A 13947-nucleotide genomic window follows, 5' to 3' on the forward strand; every position below is an offset into this window, starting at 1 on the left:
GCCACGCCGATGTGGCACCACAGATCCAAGGAGGTCGGGGCAATGCTCGTTGCACTCGGATTCCTCATGGTCATCACCTTCATGGTCCTGATCATGACCAAACGCATGACCCCGCTGCTGGCGCTGATCATCGTCCCGACCGCGTTCGGCCTGTTCGCCGGCGCCGGCTTCGGCCTGGGCGACATGATCATGGACGCCATCAAGTCGATGTCCGGCACCGCGGCGCTGCTGATGTTCGCCATCATGTACTTCGGCCTGATGATCGACGTCGGGCTCTTCGACCGGCTGGTCGCCGGCATCCAGAAGCTGGTCGGCAACGACCCGGCCAAGGTCGTCGTGGGCACCGCCCTGCTGACCGCGGTGATCTCGCTGGACGGCGACGGCTCCACCACCTTCATCGTGGTGACCGCGGCCCTGTTGCCGATCTACCAGCGCCTGGGCCTGAGCCCTGTTGTGCTGACCTGCGTGGCTGGCCTGACCAACGGCACGCTGAACATCGTCCCGTGGGGCGGTCCGACCGCCCGCGCCGCCGCGGCGCTGGGGGTCGAGGCCTCCGACGTGTTCGTCCCGATGCTCCCGTCGCTGGGCATCGCCCTGGTGGTCATCGGCATCTTCGCCTGGCAGATGGGTATCGCCGAGCGCCGCCGCATGCAGCGCGAGCATCCCGAGCTGTGGGGCACCTCGTTCGGCGGCGGCAACCTCGCCGGCGGCCAGGGCGGTTCCGGCAAGGGCGGCAAGACCCGGGGCGGCGTGTCCGGTTCCCCGATCGCCGTGCTGGAAGCCGTAGCCACCAAGGGCGACGGCACCGAAACCGCGACCATGGACGGCACCGTGCTGGATCCGAACCGCGAAACCCTGCGCCCGAAGCTGTTCTTCTTCAACCTCGCGCTGACCGTTGCCATCATGGTGCTGCTGGTCGTGGACGTGCTGCCGCTGTCCTACCTGTTCATGATCGGCACCGCCATCGCACTGGTGGTCAACTTCCCGAAGGTCTCCGACCAGGTCAAGATGATCGCCTCGCACTCCAGCGAGATTATCGCGGTAGTCTCCATGGTGCTCGGGGCCGCGGTGCTCACCGGCGTGCTGTCCGGCACCGGCATGGTCGACGCGATGAGCCAGTGGCTGGTGACGATCATCCCTGATTCGCTGGGCCAGTACATGGCGGTGATCACCGGCCTGATCTCCATCCCGGCAACCTTCTTCATGAGCAACGACGCCTTCTACTTCGGCATCCTGCCGGTGCTCACCGAGGCCGGCGCGCACTTCGGAGTTCCAGCGGTGGACATGGCCCGCGCCTCCATCACCGGCCAGCCGGTGCACATGCAGTCCCCGCTCGTCCCGGCAATCCTCCTGCTGGTCTCCCTGGCCCGCGTGGACCTGGGCGACCACCACAAGAAGGTGTTGTGGCGTGCACTGGTGGTCAGCCTGGTTATGCTCGCCTCCGGCGTGCTGTTCGGCGCGATCGCCATGGGCTAGGCGCCTGTCGGATCTGCCCCCGGCATCCGCCGCCACCGCGGCCCGCACCTCCACCCGATCGGTGGCGGTGCGGGCCGCAGCTTTTTGCCTTCAGCTGCGCGGATACCACGGCGGCAGGTAGTCCCAGGGCGGGTCCTCGCCGACGCGGCCGTCCAGCGCCTCGCGCAGCAGGTCCGCATGGCCGGCATGCCTGCCGTATTCCTCGATCACGTCGCACACCAGCCGACGGATGCTGGGGTGTTCGCCGCCGAAATCCAGCGCGCTGGGCTTCTCCAGCGCCCCGGGTTCCAGCAGTTCGAGCTGGATCTCCCGGCTGGCGGCCACGGCGCGGTCGTAGATCCGGTAGACCGCAGCGGGATCCTCGCCAACGACCTGGAACTGGTCGGTCCCGTCCGCGGTCAGCGCCAGCAGCGTTTCGGGCTTGCGCCGGGCGATCAGCCAGATGAACTTCTCGTCCTCCACGGCGGCCAGGTGCTGCAGCAGCCCGCCCAGGCTCAGCGCGCTGGACGCAAGCCTGAAGCGCAGCTGCTCGATGCCCAGCCCGTCGGCCTTGTAGCGGAAGGTCGCGCGCAGCCGGTCAAGCATGCCGAACAGGTGCTGCGCTTCCGTGCCGGCCAGCGGCGGCTCCCATAATGGTTCCTTCATCGTGCGGCCTCCTGGGTTTTTGGTGTTCCTGCCTTGCAGTATGCGCAGCCGCGGCGCCGTCCGCCAGCCTCCCCCGGCGTTTGGGGGAGGTGTGAACTGGCGTACCAAAGGTGGAGTTGCCGCGCACGAGACCGGATAATTGAGCCATGCCCCAAACCCTTGAGGTCCTTGCTCCCGCCGACTGGCTGTCCCGGGCGGCCGCGCACGAGCAGCGCGCCCGCGCCTTCGGCGAGCCCTTCGTGGCCCGCAGGATGAAGGGGCGCAAGCACCCCATCGAGGACTTCCTGTTCACCTACTACACGCAGAAGCCCGGCCAGCTCTACCGCTGGCATCCCGGGATGGATGTGGTGCTTTCCGGGCCCGAGGCCGCGCAGCGCGAGAGCTGGAAGTTCTATCGGCCGGTGGACACCGCCGCCGGACCCGGCTGGGCTTTGGATGCCGAGGCCTTCGGCCAGGCCCGCACCGAGGCCATCCGGTTCGCCCGCATCATCCTCGCCGGTACCGCGCAGCGTCCGGGCAATTTCGCCTGCTTCGGCCTGCACGAGTGGGCCATGGCCTACAAGTCCGAGGTCAACGGCATCCGCCACGAGTACCTGCCCTTGCGGCTGGGCGCCGCCGGCACGGACGAGGTGGTCGAATCGCACCGGATCCGCTGCACGCATTTCGACGCGTTCCGCTTCTACACCCCGCAGGCCGCGCCGCTCAACGAGCTGCAGCCGACCCGTGATACCCAGCGCGACCTGGAGCAGCCCGGCTGCCTGCACGCGAACATGGACCTGTACAAGTGGGCGTACAAGCTCACGCCCGCGGTGCCCAGCGACCTGGTAATGGACTGCTTCGAGCTGGCGTGGGACATCCGCACCATGGACATGCAGGCCTCCCCCTACGACTTGGTCGACTGGGGCCATGAGCCGATCCGCATCGAAACCCCGGAGGGCAAGGCCGAGTACGTGCGCCTGCAGAAGGACTTCGCGCAGCGGGCCGAGGTGCTGCGCGCCCGGCTGCTGGAGGTGGCCAATGCCCTGGTGCTGCCCGAATAAACGGACCGATCGGCCCTGCGGCCACGACCTCTGGCAATGTGCGCGGCTGGCGTGCAGAATGAGCCCATGGATGATGCGCAGACGCTGAAACGCCAGCCTCCGCTGGCCTCCGGGTTGTTGATTGCGGCCGCGGCGCTCGCCGCCGGAATTGCGCTGGCCAGCTGTTCCGCGGCGGAACCCCAGGCTTCCCCGACGGACCTGGAGATCCTGGTCCGCAATGACGGCGCGACGGTATCCGGCGAATACCGGCTGCGGTGCCAGGGCGAGCAGGTCGGCGCGGGCAGCACCCTGCCCACCGCCGAGGCGGCCTGCGCGCTGCTCGCTTCCAACCCCGCCGTGCTCTCCCCCGCGGCCAACCAGAACCGGATCTGCACCGAGATCTACGGAGGCCCCGACACCGCGCAGATCACCGGGACGCTGGCCGGGCGCAGCGTGAGCGTCTCCTTCGACCGGCACAACGGCTGCGCCATCGACGACTGGGCTGCCGCGGCCCCGCTACTGGGCGATGGCGCGTTAAACAGCAACTAAAATCCCTGATCCTGCGGGGCTGAGAACTAGAATAGGAAGACTATGGAGTTTTTCCTGCTGGTCATTGCACTGTTGTTCGCCACGATCCTGATCGTGGGTATTGGCGAGCGGATCAAGCTCCCCTATCCCATCCTGATGCTGATCTTCGCGACGCTGGCGGGCTTTTTGCCCTTCATGCCGGAGATGCACATCGATCCGGAGCTGATCCTGCCGATCTTCCTGCCGCCGTTGCTCTTCGCCACGGCGCAGCGCAGCAGCTGGTCGGTGTTCCGGTTCCGCTGGAAGGCGCTGATCCGCCTTGCCGTGATCCTCATCGTGGTCACCGCCGGGCTGGTCGCCGCTGCGGCCTGGGCCTTCGCCCCCATCGCCTCGATTCCGCTGGCGCTGGCGCTTGGCGCCGTGGTCGCCCCGCCCGACCCGGTGGCGGTGGACGCGATTGCCACCAAGGTGAAGATGCCGCGGCGGCTGACCTCGCTGCTGGAAACCGAGGGCCTGTTCAACGACGCGATGGCCATCGTGATCTTCCAGCTCGCGGTGCAGGCCACCGAGAACCAGTCCGAGGTCGGGCTGGAAATCATCCCGCAGTTCCTGCTCGGCGCGGCCGGCGCGGTGGTCCTGGGTCTGGCCATGGGCTGGCTGATTGGCGCGCTGAACCGCTTCGTGCCGAACCTCGCGGCCCGTTGCGCCGCGACCCTGGTGGCCCCCTACGCGGTCTACATGCTGGCCGAGGAGGTGCACGTCTCGGGTGTCATCGCCGTGGTGGTGACCGCGCTGGAAATGGTGCGCCGCGACCGCCCGCAGGATTCGCAGGAGCGGCTGACCCGCCACGCCTTCTGGGAGGTGCTGGAGATGCTGGCCACCGGCCTGGCCTTCGGCCTGATGGGCATCGAGATGAACTCGGTGATCCAGGAGGAGGGCAGCAACCTGCTGGGCTTCATCCCGGGCATTATCGCGATCTGCGTGGTCGTGATCGGCGTGCGCGCCGTGTGGATGTTCGCCACCTACTACCTGCCCAACCGCAAGAACCCCAAGATCTCCGCCGCCAAGGACACGCTGGTGCTCACCTGGTGCGGCATGCGCGGGCTGGCCACGCTTGCCCTGGCGCTGGCGCTGCCCAAGGTCACCGCCGACGGCGCGCCGATCGAGGGACGCAACTTCGTGGTGGTCGCCGCGTGCTCGGTGCTGCTGATGACCCTGGTGATCCCTGGGCTGACGCTGCCGGCGCTGATGCGTGTGCTGAAGCTGCGCGGCAATGAGCAGGACACCAAGCGGGCGCGCCGCGCGCTGGCCCGCCGGGCCGAGGCAGTGGCCATTGCGACGCTGAAGAAGAACGTGGAGCTGCAGGATTTGCCGGAGAACTACCAGCAGGCGGTGCGCCGGCGCATGAATTCGCTGCACACCATCCTGGCCACCGACCCGGACCCGCACGATGCGATCACCGACGAGAAGTACACGCAGATCCGCGCGGTGATCGCCAAGGCCGACGCCATTCAGGGCATCGCGCTGCAGGCTGCCCGTGCCGAGCTGCTCAAGGCGCGGCGCGAGCCGAATGTCGATCCGCATCTGGTCGACGAGATCATGGGCCGATTGGACCGGCGCACCGCGACGCTGGACCGCTAGCGGGACTTCAGGCCGCGCTGCGCTGGAGCTTGACGATGACCTCGTAGTGCTCGGTCTGCGGGAACATGTCCATGACGCGGGCCAGCTGCGGGGTGAACTTGTCCAGGCGCTTGAGGTCGCGGGCCAGCGATTCGGCGTTGCAGCTGGAATAGACCAGGTGCTCGACGTCCGAATCGTTCAGCCAGGCGGCCAGCTCGGCGGAGATGCCGCGGCGCGGAGGATTCACGATGACCGCGTCAGGGGCCCATCCCGCGCCCAGCGCGTACTCGGTGGCGTCGCCGGCGATGAATTCCACGCCCTCCAGGCCCAGGCTGCGGGCACTGGTGGCGGCGGCTTCGACTGCCTCGGTGCTGGTCTCGATGCCGTGCACGGTACGGCCTTCGCCGGCGCAGTGCAGGGCGAAGCCGCCCACGCCGCTGTACAGGTCCCAGATGCTTTCCGGATCCACGTCGTTGATCCACTGGCGGGCCTGGCGGTAGAGCGCCGCCGCGATGTGGGTGTTGGTCTGGAAGAAGCCCTGCGGACGCAGGTGCATGGGGATGCCGTTGAGCTCGAATTGCAGTGTGGTGCGGCGCGTGAGGATGATCTCCTCCTGCCCTTCGAGCACCGCCTTGTGCTCGGGCAGGAAATTCACCGACACCACCGAGCCCGGGGGCATCTTCTCCACGAACTGCGGCAGCGAGTTGCGCAGGGCCACGAAGTGCTTTTTGGTGCGCAGCACCCAGCGGACCATGATCGCCCCGGTGTCCGAGAGGGTCAGGATCACGTGCTTCAATTCACCCTTGCGCTTGGGCACGTCATAGGGGATCAGCTTCAGCTCGTGGATGAAGCGTTCGATGACCGGGAACATGGCCCGCAGGGCGGGATCGATGACACCGCAGTTTCTCAAGTCAACACCGTGGCCATCGGCGTCGAGGATGCCGATGGTGGGGTTGTCCGTGGTGCCGGAGATGACCATCTTGGCCTTGTTCCTGAAACCCTGCTCGGGGCTCGCCTGGGCAGGCAGGAAGGTCAGCTGCCCGAAACCCGAGAGCAGCTCCTGGCAGCGGTCCACCTTCGACTGCAGCTGTCGGTCGTAGGGCACCGTCATCAGGGTGCAGGAGCGGCAGCGGTCGGCGGAGAAATAAAGGCATTCCATGGTGCCTACGATTTTAGCGAAGAACCCGGGGGCGGAACGCCAAGAGTTCTCGACGCGGATTGCCCGCAAATTTTCAGCTTCGAGCGCTAAGCTCAATTGCAGATCACGTAAGTTACCGAACAGTGTTCAACGCCGCGTTGCGGCTGCGAACGAGGTTTGCGGACCGCGAAAGGAACGATGGCACCTCGTACCGGATTCACCACGACCCGTCGCGGTGTTGCGTTGCTGGCTCTTCCGCTGGCCGCCGTCATCGGCGCCTGCACCGCGTGCGGGCCAGCGGCGCCGCAGGCCGAAAGCGTCCAGTCCAGCCCGTCGCCCTCCGCTGAAAAACCTGCTTCCCCGGCGTCCTCCGCGTCCCCGGCTCCGGCCACGACGCAGGCGCAAGCCGAAGCGAAGAAGTCCGCCGCCGGCGCCGAATCGGTGGAACCCACGGCGGCCCCGAAAACCACTGCCCCGGTTGCCCCTGCTGCGCCCACGGCGAGCGTTGCGCCGCTGTCCTCCGGCGCGGTGGCGGGGGCGACGCTCAGCGCGCTGCCGACTGCGGCCGCCAGCCTCTCAAAGCAGACCTCGGCGCTGTACCGCGCGATCGAGGACGGCAAGCCGGATGCGGTGCGCAAGGCAGTCAAGGCCGGAGCTGATCTGCACGCCAAGGATTCCTCCGGGCGCACGCCGCTGATGCGGGCGGTGATCGTGGGAAATGCAGCCATTTGCAAGCACCTGCTGGATGCGGGCTCGGATCCGAATGCCAAGGACGATTACCAGGAGTCGCCATTCCTGCGGGCCAGCGCCTCGGGCATGGTCAGCACGCTGAGCGCATTCCTGGACAAGGGCGCCGACACCCGCTCGACCAACCGCGTGGGCGGCACCGCGTTGTCGGTGGCCGCCGAGAACGGTCAGGTCGGTTCCGTGCGGGCGCTGCTGAAGACCGACATTCCCGTCGACCACGTCAACGACCTGGGCTGGACGGCGCTGCACGAAACCATCGTGCTGGGCCAGGGAACCACGAATTCCATCACCATCGCCCGCTTGCTGGTGACCCACGGAGCGAATCCGACGCTGAAGGACCAGACCGGATCGGATGCCTTCACGCTGGCCAGGGAACGCCAGCAGACGCAGATGCTGAACATGCTCGTGGCGGCCAGCAGCTAGTAGAGCGCGTCGAGGTAGAACCAGGCCCCGTTCTCGCGCACGAACGTGCTCACCTCATGCTGGCTTCCGCGCTGCCCGTCCTGGGAATAGTGCGCGGTGAACTCCACGACCCCACGGGACGCCTGGGCCCCACCGGAGCGGGTCTTCACGATGTCGAGCCCTTCCCAGTGCAGGTCCTCGTCCAGCAGCAGCTCTGCCGGCCGGGTGGTTTCATGCCAGGACTGCAGCAGGTAATCGGCCAGGCCCAGCACGAAGGCGCTGTAGCGCGAGCGCATCAGCTGCTCGGCGGTCGCCGGCAGCACCTGCCCCGAGGCCCGGTGCTCGTGGAACGGCTGGCAGCATTGCGCATAGCTGGCCTGGTCCGCGTCGAGCGCTCGGCAGGGGCAGGGGCTGTCGGCTGTGATTTCCATCCGTCCAGCTTACGCGCGGCACCCGGAAATCGGTTCATGAGCCTAAAATCACATGGCGAATAACTAGGAGAAACAGTTCTAGGCCTGCACTGGCCGGTTTTACCCGTCACATTCCCGCTAGACTGGGTAGGCAAGCTCGCGGAGCGCCAAATCCCCTTGGTGTGAGACGGCACGTCTCCGTGTGGCATTTAACCCCTTCGCGCACAGGAGATACGCCGGATGCCCCGCATCGTTGTAGATGTCATGCTCAAGCCAGAAATCCTTGACCCCCAGGGTAAGGCCATTGCGGGAGCACTGCCCCGCCTGGGATTCAACTCCTTCGAGGCCGTCCGTCAGGGCAAGCGCTTTGAACTCACCGTAGACGGCGAGGTGACCGACGCAATCCTGGCCCAGGCCCGCGAGGCCGCCGAGACCCTGCTGTCCAACCCGGTCATCGAAGATGTTGTCAACGTCGAGGTCGTTGCGGACTAATGAGCACCGAACTTCCCCTGATTGGCGACTACTCGACGCCAACCGCTGAACTGTCGGGCGCCCGCATCGGCGTGGTGACCTTCCCGGGCACCCTCGACGACCGCGACGCAGCACGTGCAGTGCGCGCCGCCGGCGCCCAGGCAGTGTCCCTGTGGCACGCCGACACCGACCTGCAGGACGTCGACGCCGTGGTGATCCCCGGCGGCTTCTCCTACGGCGACTACCTGCGCGCAGGCGCCATCTCCCGCTTCGCCCCGATGATGGGCAAGATCGTGGACGCCGCGAACTCGGACGCCAAGCTGCCCGTGCTGGGCATCTGCAACGGCTTCCAGATCCTCACCGAGGCGCACCTGCTGCCCGGCTCGATGATCAAGAACGACCACCTGAAGTTCATCTGCCGCGACCAGGTGCTGCGCGTGGAGAACAACCAGACCGCCTGGACCAACGGCTACGAAGCCGGCCAGGAGATCACCATCGTCCTGAAGAACCAGGACGGCCAGTACGTCGCCGACGAGAAGACCCTGGACATGCTTCAGGGCGAAGGCCGCGTCGCATTCTCCTACGTGGGCTGGAACCCGAACGGCTCGCGCCGCTCGATCGCCGGCATCACCAACGAGGCGGGCAACGTCGTGGGCCTCATGCCGCACCCGGAGCACGCCATCGAGGCAGGCTTCGGCCCGGATCACCGCGGCACCGACGGCCTGACGTTCTTCACCAGTGTTTTGACCCACCTCGTTGGAGGCAAGAAGTGAGCGAGCAGACTCAAGCATTCAACATCGACACCGTCGATAACGCGGCAGTGACCCCCGAGGTCGAGCTGCCGTGGGCCGAGCTGGGCCTGAAGGACAACGAATTCGCCGAGATCGTCAAGATCCTGGGCCGCCGCCCGACCGCGGCGGAGCTGGCGATGTACTCGGTCATGTGGTCCGAGCACTGCTCCTACAAGTCCACCAAGACCCACCTGAGCCAGTTCGGCAAAAAGGTCACGCCCGAGATGAAGAAGGACCTGATGGTCGGCATGGGCGAAAACGCCGGTGTCACCGACCTCGGCGACGGCTGGGCCGTGACGTTCAAGATCGAGTCGCACAACTCCCCGTCCTACGTGGAGCCGTACCAGGGTGCCGCCACCGGCATCGGCGGCATCGTGCGCGACATCATCTCGATGGGCGCCCGCCCGATCGCCGTGATGGATCCGCTGCGCTTCGGCGCGATCGACCACGAGGATTCGCAGCGCGTGGTGCACGGCGTGGTCTCCGGCATCGGCGGCTACGGCAACTCGCTGGGCCTGCCGAACATCGGCGGCGAGACCGTGTTCGACCCGATCTACCAGGGCAACCCTCTGGTCAACGCGCTGGCAGTCGGCGCGCTGCGCCATGAGGACCTGCGCCTGGCCAACGCCTCCGGCGTGGGCAACAAGGTGGTGCTCTTCGGCGCCCGCACCGGCGGCGACGGCATCGGCGGCGCCTCGGTGCTGGCCAGCGAGTCCTTCGACGACACCAAGCCGTCCAAGCGCCCTGCAGTGCAGGTCGGCGACCCGTTCGCCGAGAAGGTGCTCATCGAGTGCTGCTTGGAGCTGTTCAAGGCCTCGCTGGTCGAGGGCATCCAGGACCTGGGGGCCGCGGGCATCTCCTGCGCCACCTCGGAACTGGCGGCCAACGGCGACGGCGGCATGAATGTCGAGCTGACCAACGTGCTGCTGCGCGACTCCACCCTGACCCCGGGCGAGATCCTGATGTCCGAGTCGCAGGAACGCATGATGGCAGTGGTTTCCCCGCAGAACGTGGAAGCCTTCGAAGCCGTTATGGCCAAGTGGAACGTCGAGTACTCCTGGCTGGGCGAGGTGACCGACGACAACCGCCTGACCATCACCTGGAACGGCGAGGTCATCGTCGACGTGGACCCGAGCACCGTTGCGGTGGACGGCCCGGAATACAACCGCCCGTACGCCCGCCCGGAATGGCAGGATGCCCTGCAGGCCGACACCTTCCGTTCCTCGGAGGCCGGGAAGAACCTTCCGGCATCCGGCGAAGAACTCAAGGCCGCCGTGCTTCAGCTGATTGCCAGCCCGAACATGTGCGACAAATCCTGGATCACCCGCCAGTACGACCGCTACGTGGGCGGCAACACCGCCCTGGCCTCCCCGGATGATGCAGGCGTGGTCCGCATCGACGAGGAAACCGGCCTGGGTGTGGCCATCGCCACCGACGCCAACGGCCGCTACACCTACCTGGACCCGTACGCCGGCGCCCAGCTGGCGCTGGCCGAGTCCTACCGCAACGTCGCCACCTCCGGCGCCATCCCCGCGGCCGTCTCCGACTGCCTGAACTACGGCTCCCCCGAGGATCCGGACGTCATGTGGCAGCTGGCAGAGGGCATCCGCGGCCTGTCGGACGCCTGCATGGAGCTGGGTGTCCCGGTCACCGGCGGCAACGTCTCGCTGTACAACCAGACCGGCGACAAGGCCATCCACCCGACCCCGGTGGTTGCGACCCTAGGCAAGCTGGACGACGTCGCCCGCCGCACCCCGTCGGGCTGGCGCGAAGAGGCCGACGGCCAGGCCATCTACCTGATCGGCACCACCAAAGATGAGCTGGACGGCTCCGAGTTCGCCAACCTGCGCGGACACCTCGGCGGCCTGCCGCCGAAGGTCGACCTGGCAGCCGAGAAGGCGCTGGGCGCGATCCTGATCAACGCCAGCCGCGACGGCATGATCGACTCGGCGCACGACCTCTCGGAGGGCGGCCTGGCCGCCGCGCTGTCCGAGATGGTGCTGCGCTACGGCGTCGGCGCCCGCGTGGCACTTGACGAGATCAAGTCCCGCGACGGCATCGACGCGTTCACCGCGCTGTTCTCCGAGTCGCAGGCCCGCGCCCTGGTGGCCGTGCCGCGCAGCGAAGAGGTCCGTTTCAACGACATGACCAGCGCCCGCGGCGTCACCGTGGCCCGCCTGGGTGTCGTCGACGCGCAGTCCGGCGCCCTGGAGGTCCAGGGCGAGTTCACCGTTTCGGTGGACGACCTGCGCGAAGCCCACGAAGGCACCATGGAAAAGTACTTCGGCTAGCCCCGACCGTACTGCCGCGCCACGGCGGCCGCTCCCACTTCGGGAGCGGCCGCCGTCGCGCATTTCCGGGCCGCCGCGCACCATCTCATCTCCTATAGTTGACACGTCAACAAGTTTGATGCATGATTGGGCTATCAACCTATTTCGGAAACGGGGACTGCAGATGAACGCCATCGAGAACATCGAATTCGGCATCGACACCTTCGGCGACGTGCCCAGCGGGCCGTCGGGCGAGCTGGTATCGCATGCCCAGGCCATCCGCGCCACGGTGCAGGAAGCCGTGGTCGCAGACCAGGCCGGCGTGGACGTGATCGCCGTGGGCGAGCACCACCGCCCTGAGTACGCCATCTCCAGCCCCGAAACCGTCCTGGCAGGCATCGCGACAGCCACCGAGAACATCCGCCTCAGCTCCGGGGTCACGGTGCTCTCCTCCGACGACCCGGTGCGCGTCTTCCAGCGCTTCGCCACGGTCGACGCCCTGTCCAAGGGGCGCGCCGAGGTCATGCTGGGCCGCGGATCGTTCACCGAGTCCTTCCCGCTCTTCGGCTACGACATGGCCGACTACGAAATCCTCTTCGACGAGAAGATCAACCTGTTCAACGAGCTGCTCAACGAGAAGCCGGTGACCTGGAACGGCACCACGCGCGCCGCGCTGCAGGACGTGGAGGTCTTCCCGAAGACCGAGTCCGGGCGCCTGAAGACCTGGGTGGGCGTGGGCGGTTCGCCGCAGTCGGTGATCCGCACCGCCCACTACGGCTTCCGCATGATGCTCGCCGTGATCGGCGGCTCCCCGGAGCGCTTCGCCCCGTACGTGGACCTGTACCGCCGGGCCAACGACCAGTTCGGGCACGGGACCCTTCCGGTGGGCCTGCACTCCCCCGGCTTCGTGGCAGATACCGACGAGCTGGCCCGCGAGCTGATGTTCGACGCCTACAAGGAACAGCGTGACCGGATCGGCGCCTCGCGCGGCTGGAGCCCGATGAGCCGCAGCGAATTCGAGCATGAAGCCGCCGAAGGTTCGCTGTACATCGGCTCCCCGGAGACCGTGGCGCGCAAGATCGCCACCACCGTGCAGAGCCTGGACATCGGACGTTTCGACCTGATCTACTCGGGCGGCGCAGTGGACGCCGGCGCCCGTCTGCGGGCCGTGGAACTCTACGGCACCAAGGTCATCCCGCTGGTGCGCGAAATGCTCGCCGAGAAGCCAGCCAAGATCAACAACTAAGCAGCCAGGAGGCAGAGAACATGGAGCAGCAGACCATCGGCATCCTCGGCGCCGGCAAGATCGGCACCGTGCTCGCCCGCCGCGCGCTGGCGGCAGGCTATAAGGTGCTCATCGCCGGATCCGGCGACCCGAGCGCCATCGCGCTGACCATCGAGGTGCTGACCCCGGGCGCGGTCGCCGTGGACCCTGCCACCGCCGCCGGCCAGGCCGACATCGTCATCCTCGCCCTGCCGCTGGGCAAGTACCGGAGCATCCCGGCCGCGCAGCTTCAGGGCAAGCTGGTCATCGACGCCATGAACTACTGGTGGGAGACCGACGGGATCCGCGACGACCTGAACACCCCGGGGGTTTCCACCTCCGCGCTGATCCAGGACTTCCTGCCGGGCTCGCGGCTCGTGAAGGCATTCAACCACATGGGCTACCACGACCTTGAGGACGAAGCCCGTCCAGCTGGCGCCGAGCAGCGCAAGGCCATTGCGCTGGCCGGCGACCGTTCCGCGGACGTGGAGGAAACCAGCCGGATCATCGATGCCTTCGGCTTCGACCCGCTGCCGATCGGCCCGTTGGCCGAGGGCGTGCGGCTGCAGCCCGGACAGCCGGCATTCGGCGCGAACCAGCCCCGCGAGCGGCTGGCCGAGCTCATCGGCTTGGCCGTCCCGGCGGCCCCGCTCCCCGGACAGTAGGCGCAGAGGGAAATGCCCGCCCCTTCAACCGAAGGGGCGGGCATTGACCTAGCAGGAAAGATCCGAGACCTAGATCTTCTTCACGATCGAGGACTTCAGTTCCATCTGGCCGAAGCCGTCGACCTTGGCGGCGATGTCGTGGTCTCCGGTGCCCTGCACCAGACGGATATTGCGCACCTTCGTTCCGGCCTTCAGCGCACTCTGCGCCCCCTTGACCTTCATGGTTTTGGTGATGCTGACGGTATCCCCGTCCTGCAGGACGTTTCCGACGGCGTCCTTGACGACCGCCATGGCAGTTTCAGCCGTCTCGGCCTCGGCGTTCCATTCATGGCCGCATTCGGGGCAGACCAGCAGCGCATCCATCTGGTAGGCGTACTCGCTGGAGCAGTTCGGGCATGGCGGCAAAGTATCAGACATGGAGCTAATTTTAGTGAGCTGACCTGCTTATTGTCGACCGAATCGAATATCGGACGGAAGCGGATTCCTCTTCGCAAAGCGGGC

General features: G+C 67.0%; 14 protein-coding genes. 10 read left to right on the forward strand and 4 right to left on the reverse strand.

Features of this window, described 5'->3' with window-relative positions; genetic code table 11:
• Positions 1 to 42 precede the first annotated feature (42 nt).
• Positions 43 to 1476 (forward strand): SLC13 family permease, encoded by a 1434-nt coding sequence (locus ATC04_RS16515; protein ID WP_047118079.1) that lies wholly within the window; start codon positions 43 to 45, stop codon positions 1474 to 1476.
• A 90-nt stretch (positions 1477 to 1566) separates the two neighbouring features.
• Here the strand turns inward: ATC04_RS16515 and ATC04_RS16520 are convergent, their stop codons facing one another.
• Positions 1567 to 2121, reverse strand: coding sequence for a DUF664 domain-containing protein (locus ATC04_RS16520; protein ID WP_047118080.1), 555 nt, complete (start codon positions 2119 to 2121; stop codon positions 1567 to 1569).
• A 146-nt stretch (positions 2122 to 2267) separates the two neighbouring features.
• Between ATC04_RS16520 and ATC04_RS16525 the strand changes: the two genes are divergently transcribed.
• The 3 genes from ATC04_RS16525 to ATC04_RS16535 all read left to right on the forward strand — a co-directional run bounded on the left by ATC04_RS16525 (position 2268) and on the right by ATC04_RS16535 (position 5309).
• Positions 2268 to 3161 (forward strand): hypothetical protein, encoded by an 894-nt coding sequence (locus ATC04_RS16525; protein ID WP_047118081.1) that lies wholly within the window; start codon positions 2268 to 2270, stop codon positions 3159 to 3161.
• A gap of 66 nt (positions 3162 to 3227) precedes the next feature.
• A complete protein-coding gene (locus tag ATC04_RS16530) occupies positions 3228 to 3689 on the forward strand; it encodes a hypothetical protein (RefSeq protein ID WP_052772212.1) in 462 nt (153 codons plus the stop codon).
• A 42-nt stretch (positions 3690 to 3731) separates the two neighbouring features.
• Entirely contained in the window at positions 3732 to 5309 is a 1578-nt protein-coding gene (locus ATC04_RS16535) for a sodium:proton antiporter (protein WP_047118082.1), read from the forward strand.
• A 7-nt stretch (positions 5310 to 5316) separates the two neighbouring features.
• Here ATC04_RS16535 and ATC04_RS16540 read toward each other — a convergent pair whose 3' ends face one another.
• Entirely contained in the window at positions 5317 to 6447 is a 1131-nt protein-coding gene (locus ATC04_RS16540; RefSeq protein ID WP_047118083.1) for a methyltransferase domain-containing protein, read from the reverse strand.
• 177 nt (positions 6448 to 6624) lie between these two features.
• On the opposite strand from ATC04_RS16540, the gene ATC04_RS16545 reads away from it, so the two are divergent.
• Positions 6625 to 7596, forward strand: a complete 972-nt coding sequence (locus ATC04_RS16545) for an ankyrin repeat domain-containing protein (RefSeq protein WP_052772213.1) — start codon at positions 6625 to 6627, stop codon at positions 7594 to 7596.
• Here the strand turns inward: ATC04_RS16545 and ATC04_RS16550 are convergent.
• Positions 7593 to 8006 carry a YchJ family metal-binding protein gene (locus tag ATC04_RS16550; RefSeq protein WP_047118084.1) on the reverse strand — a complete coding sequence of 138 codons (414 nt, stop codon included), beginning with the start codon at positions 8004 to 8006 and terminating at the stop codon, positions 7593 to 7595. The genes ATC04_RS16545 and ATC04_RS16550 overlap by 4 nt on opposite strands.
• A 219-nt stretch (positions 8007 to 8225) precedes the next feature.
• Here ATC04_RS16550 and purS point away from each other — a divergent pair, with 219 nt between their 5' ends.
• The 5 genes from purS to ATC04_RS16575 all read left to right on the forward strand — a co-directional run bounded on the left by purS (position 8226) and on the right by ATC04_RS16575 (position 13446).
• The gene (gene purS / locus ATC04_RS16555; protein ID WP_047118085.1) at positions 8226 to 8477 is read left to right on the forward strand and encodes a phosphoribosylformylglycinamidine synthase subunit PurS; all 252 of its coding nucleotides are present in this window, start codon (positions 8226 to 8228) and stop codon (positions 8475 to 8477) included.
• Positions 8477 to 9229 carry a phosphoribosylformylglycinamidine synthase subunit PurQ gene (purQ, locus tag ATC04_RS16560; protein WP_047118086.1) on the forward strand — a complete coding sequence of 251 codons (753 nt, stop codon included), beginning with the start codon at positions 8477 to 8479 and terminating at the stop codon, positions 9227 to 9229. The genes purS and purQ overlap by 1 nt, the downstream gene beginning before the upstream one ends.
• Positions 9226 to 11538, forward strand: a complete 2313-nt coding sequence (purL, locus tag ATC04_RS16565) for a phosphoribosylformylglycinamidine synthase subunit PurL (protein WP_047118087.1) — start codon at positions 9226 to 9228, stop codon at positions 11536 to 11538. Before purQ ends, purL begins: the two co-directional genes overlap by 4 nt.
• Before the next feature lie 163 nt (positions 11539 to 11701).
• Positions 11702 to 12763, forward strand: coding sequence for an LLM class flavin-dependent oxidoreductase (locus ATC04_RS16570; protein ID WP_197413546.1), 1062 nt, complete (start codon positions 11702 to 11704; stop codon positions 12761 to 12763).
• Positions 12764 to 12783: 20 nt separating this feature from the next.
• Positions 12784 to 13446: an NAD(P)-binding domain-containing protein gene (locus ATC04_RS16575; RefSeq protein ID WP_047118088.1), complete on the forward strand. Its 663-nt coding sequence runs from the start codon at positions 12784 to 12786 to the stop codon at positions 13444 to 13446.
• Between the two features lie 69 nt (positions 13447 to 13515).
• Here ATC04_RS16575 and ATC04_RS16580 read toward each other — a convergent pair whose 3' ends face one another.
• Positions 13516 to 13863 carry a zinc ribbon domain-containing protein YjdM gene (locus tag ATC04_RS16580; protein WP_047118089.1) on the reverse strand — a complete coding sequence of 116 codons (348 nt, stop codon included), beginning with the start codon at positions 13861 to 13863 and terminating at the stop codon, positions 13516 to 13518.
• Positions 13864 to 13947 lie beyond the last annotated feature (84 nt).

The sequence above is a fragment of the Arthrobacter sp. YC-RL1 genome, assembly GCF_001454985.1.
Taxonomy (GTDB): Bacteria; Actinomycetota; Actinomycetes; order Actinomycetales; family Micrococcaceae; genus Glutamicibacter; species Glutamicibacter soli.

Excerpts from the sequence above, each read along its gene's own strand:
- ATC04_RS16515 (WP_047118079.1), top strand. The coding sequence starts at position 43 with ATGCTCGTTGCACTCGGATTCCTCATGGTCATCACCTTCATGGTCCTG.
- ATC04_RS16520 (WP_047118080.1), bottom strand. The coding sequence starts at position 2,121 with ATGAAGGAACCATTATGGGAGCCGCCGCTGGCCGGCACGGAAGCGCAG.
- ATC04_RS16525 (WP_047118081.1), top strand. The coding sequence starts at position 2,268 with ATGCCCCAAACCCTTGAGGTCCTTGCTCCCGCCGACTGGCTGTCCCGG.
- ATC04_RS16530 (WP_052772212.1), top strand. The coding sequence starts at position 3,228 with ATGGATGATGCGCAGACGCTGAAACGCCAGCCTCCGCTGGCCTCCGGG.
- ATC04_RS16535 (WP_047118082.1), top strand. The coding sequence starts at position 3,732 with ATGGAGTTTTTCCTGCTGGTCATTGCACTGTTGTTCGCCACGATCCTG.
- ATC04_RS16540 (WP_047118083.1), bottom strand. The coding sequence starts at position 6,447 with ATGGAATGCCTTTATTTCTCCGCCGACCGCTGCCGCTCCTGCACCCTG.
- ATC04_RS16545 (WP_052772213.1), top strand. The coding sequence starts at position 6,625 with ATGGCACCTCGTACCGGATTCACCACGACCCGTCGCGGTGTTGCGTTG.
- ATC04_RS16550 (WP_047118084.1), bottom strand. The coding sequence starts at position 8,006 with ATGGAAATCACAGCCGACAGCCCCTGCCCCTGCCGAGCGCTCGACGCG.
- purS (WP_047118085.1), top strand. The coding sequence starts at position 8,226 with ATGCCCCGCATCGTTGTAGATGTCATGCTCAAGCCAGAAATCCTTGAC.
- purQ (WP_047118086.1), top strand. The coding sequence starts at position 8,477 with ATGAGCACCGAACTTCCCCTGATTGGCGACTACTCGACGCCAACCGCT.
- ATC04_RS16570 (WP_197413546.1), top strand. The coding sequence starts at position 11,702 with ATGAACGCCATCGAGAACATCGAATTCGGCATCGACACCTTCGGCGAC.
- ATC04_RS16575 (WP_047118088.1), top strand. The coding sequence starts at position 12,784 with ATGGAGCAGCAGACCATCGGCATCCTCGGCGCCGGCAAGATCGGCACC.
- ATC04_RS16580 (WP_047118089.1), bottom strand. The coding sequence starts at position 13,863 with ATGTCTGATACTTTGCCGCCATGCCCGAACTGCTCCAGCGAGTACGCC.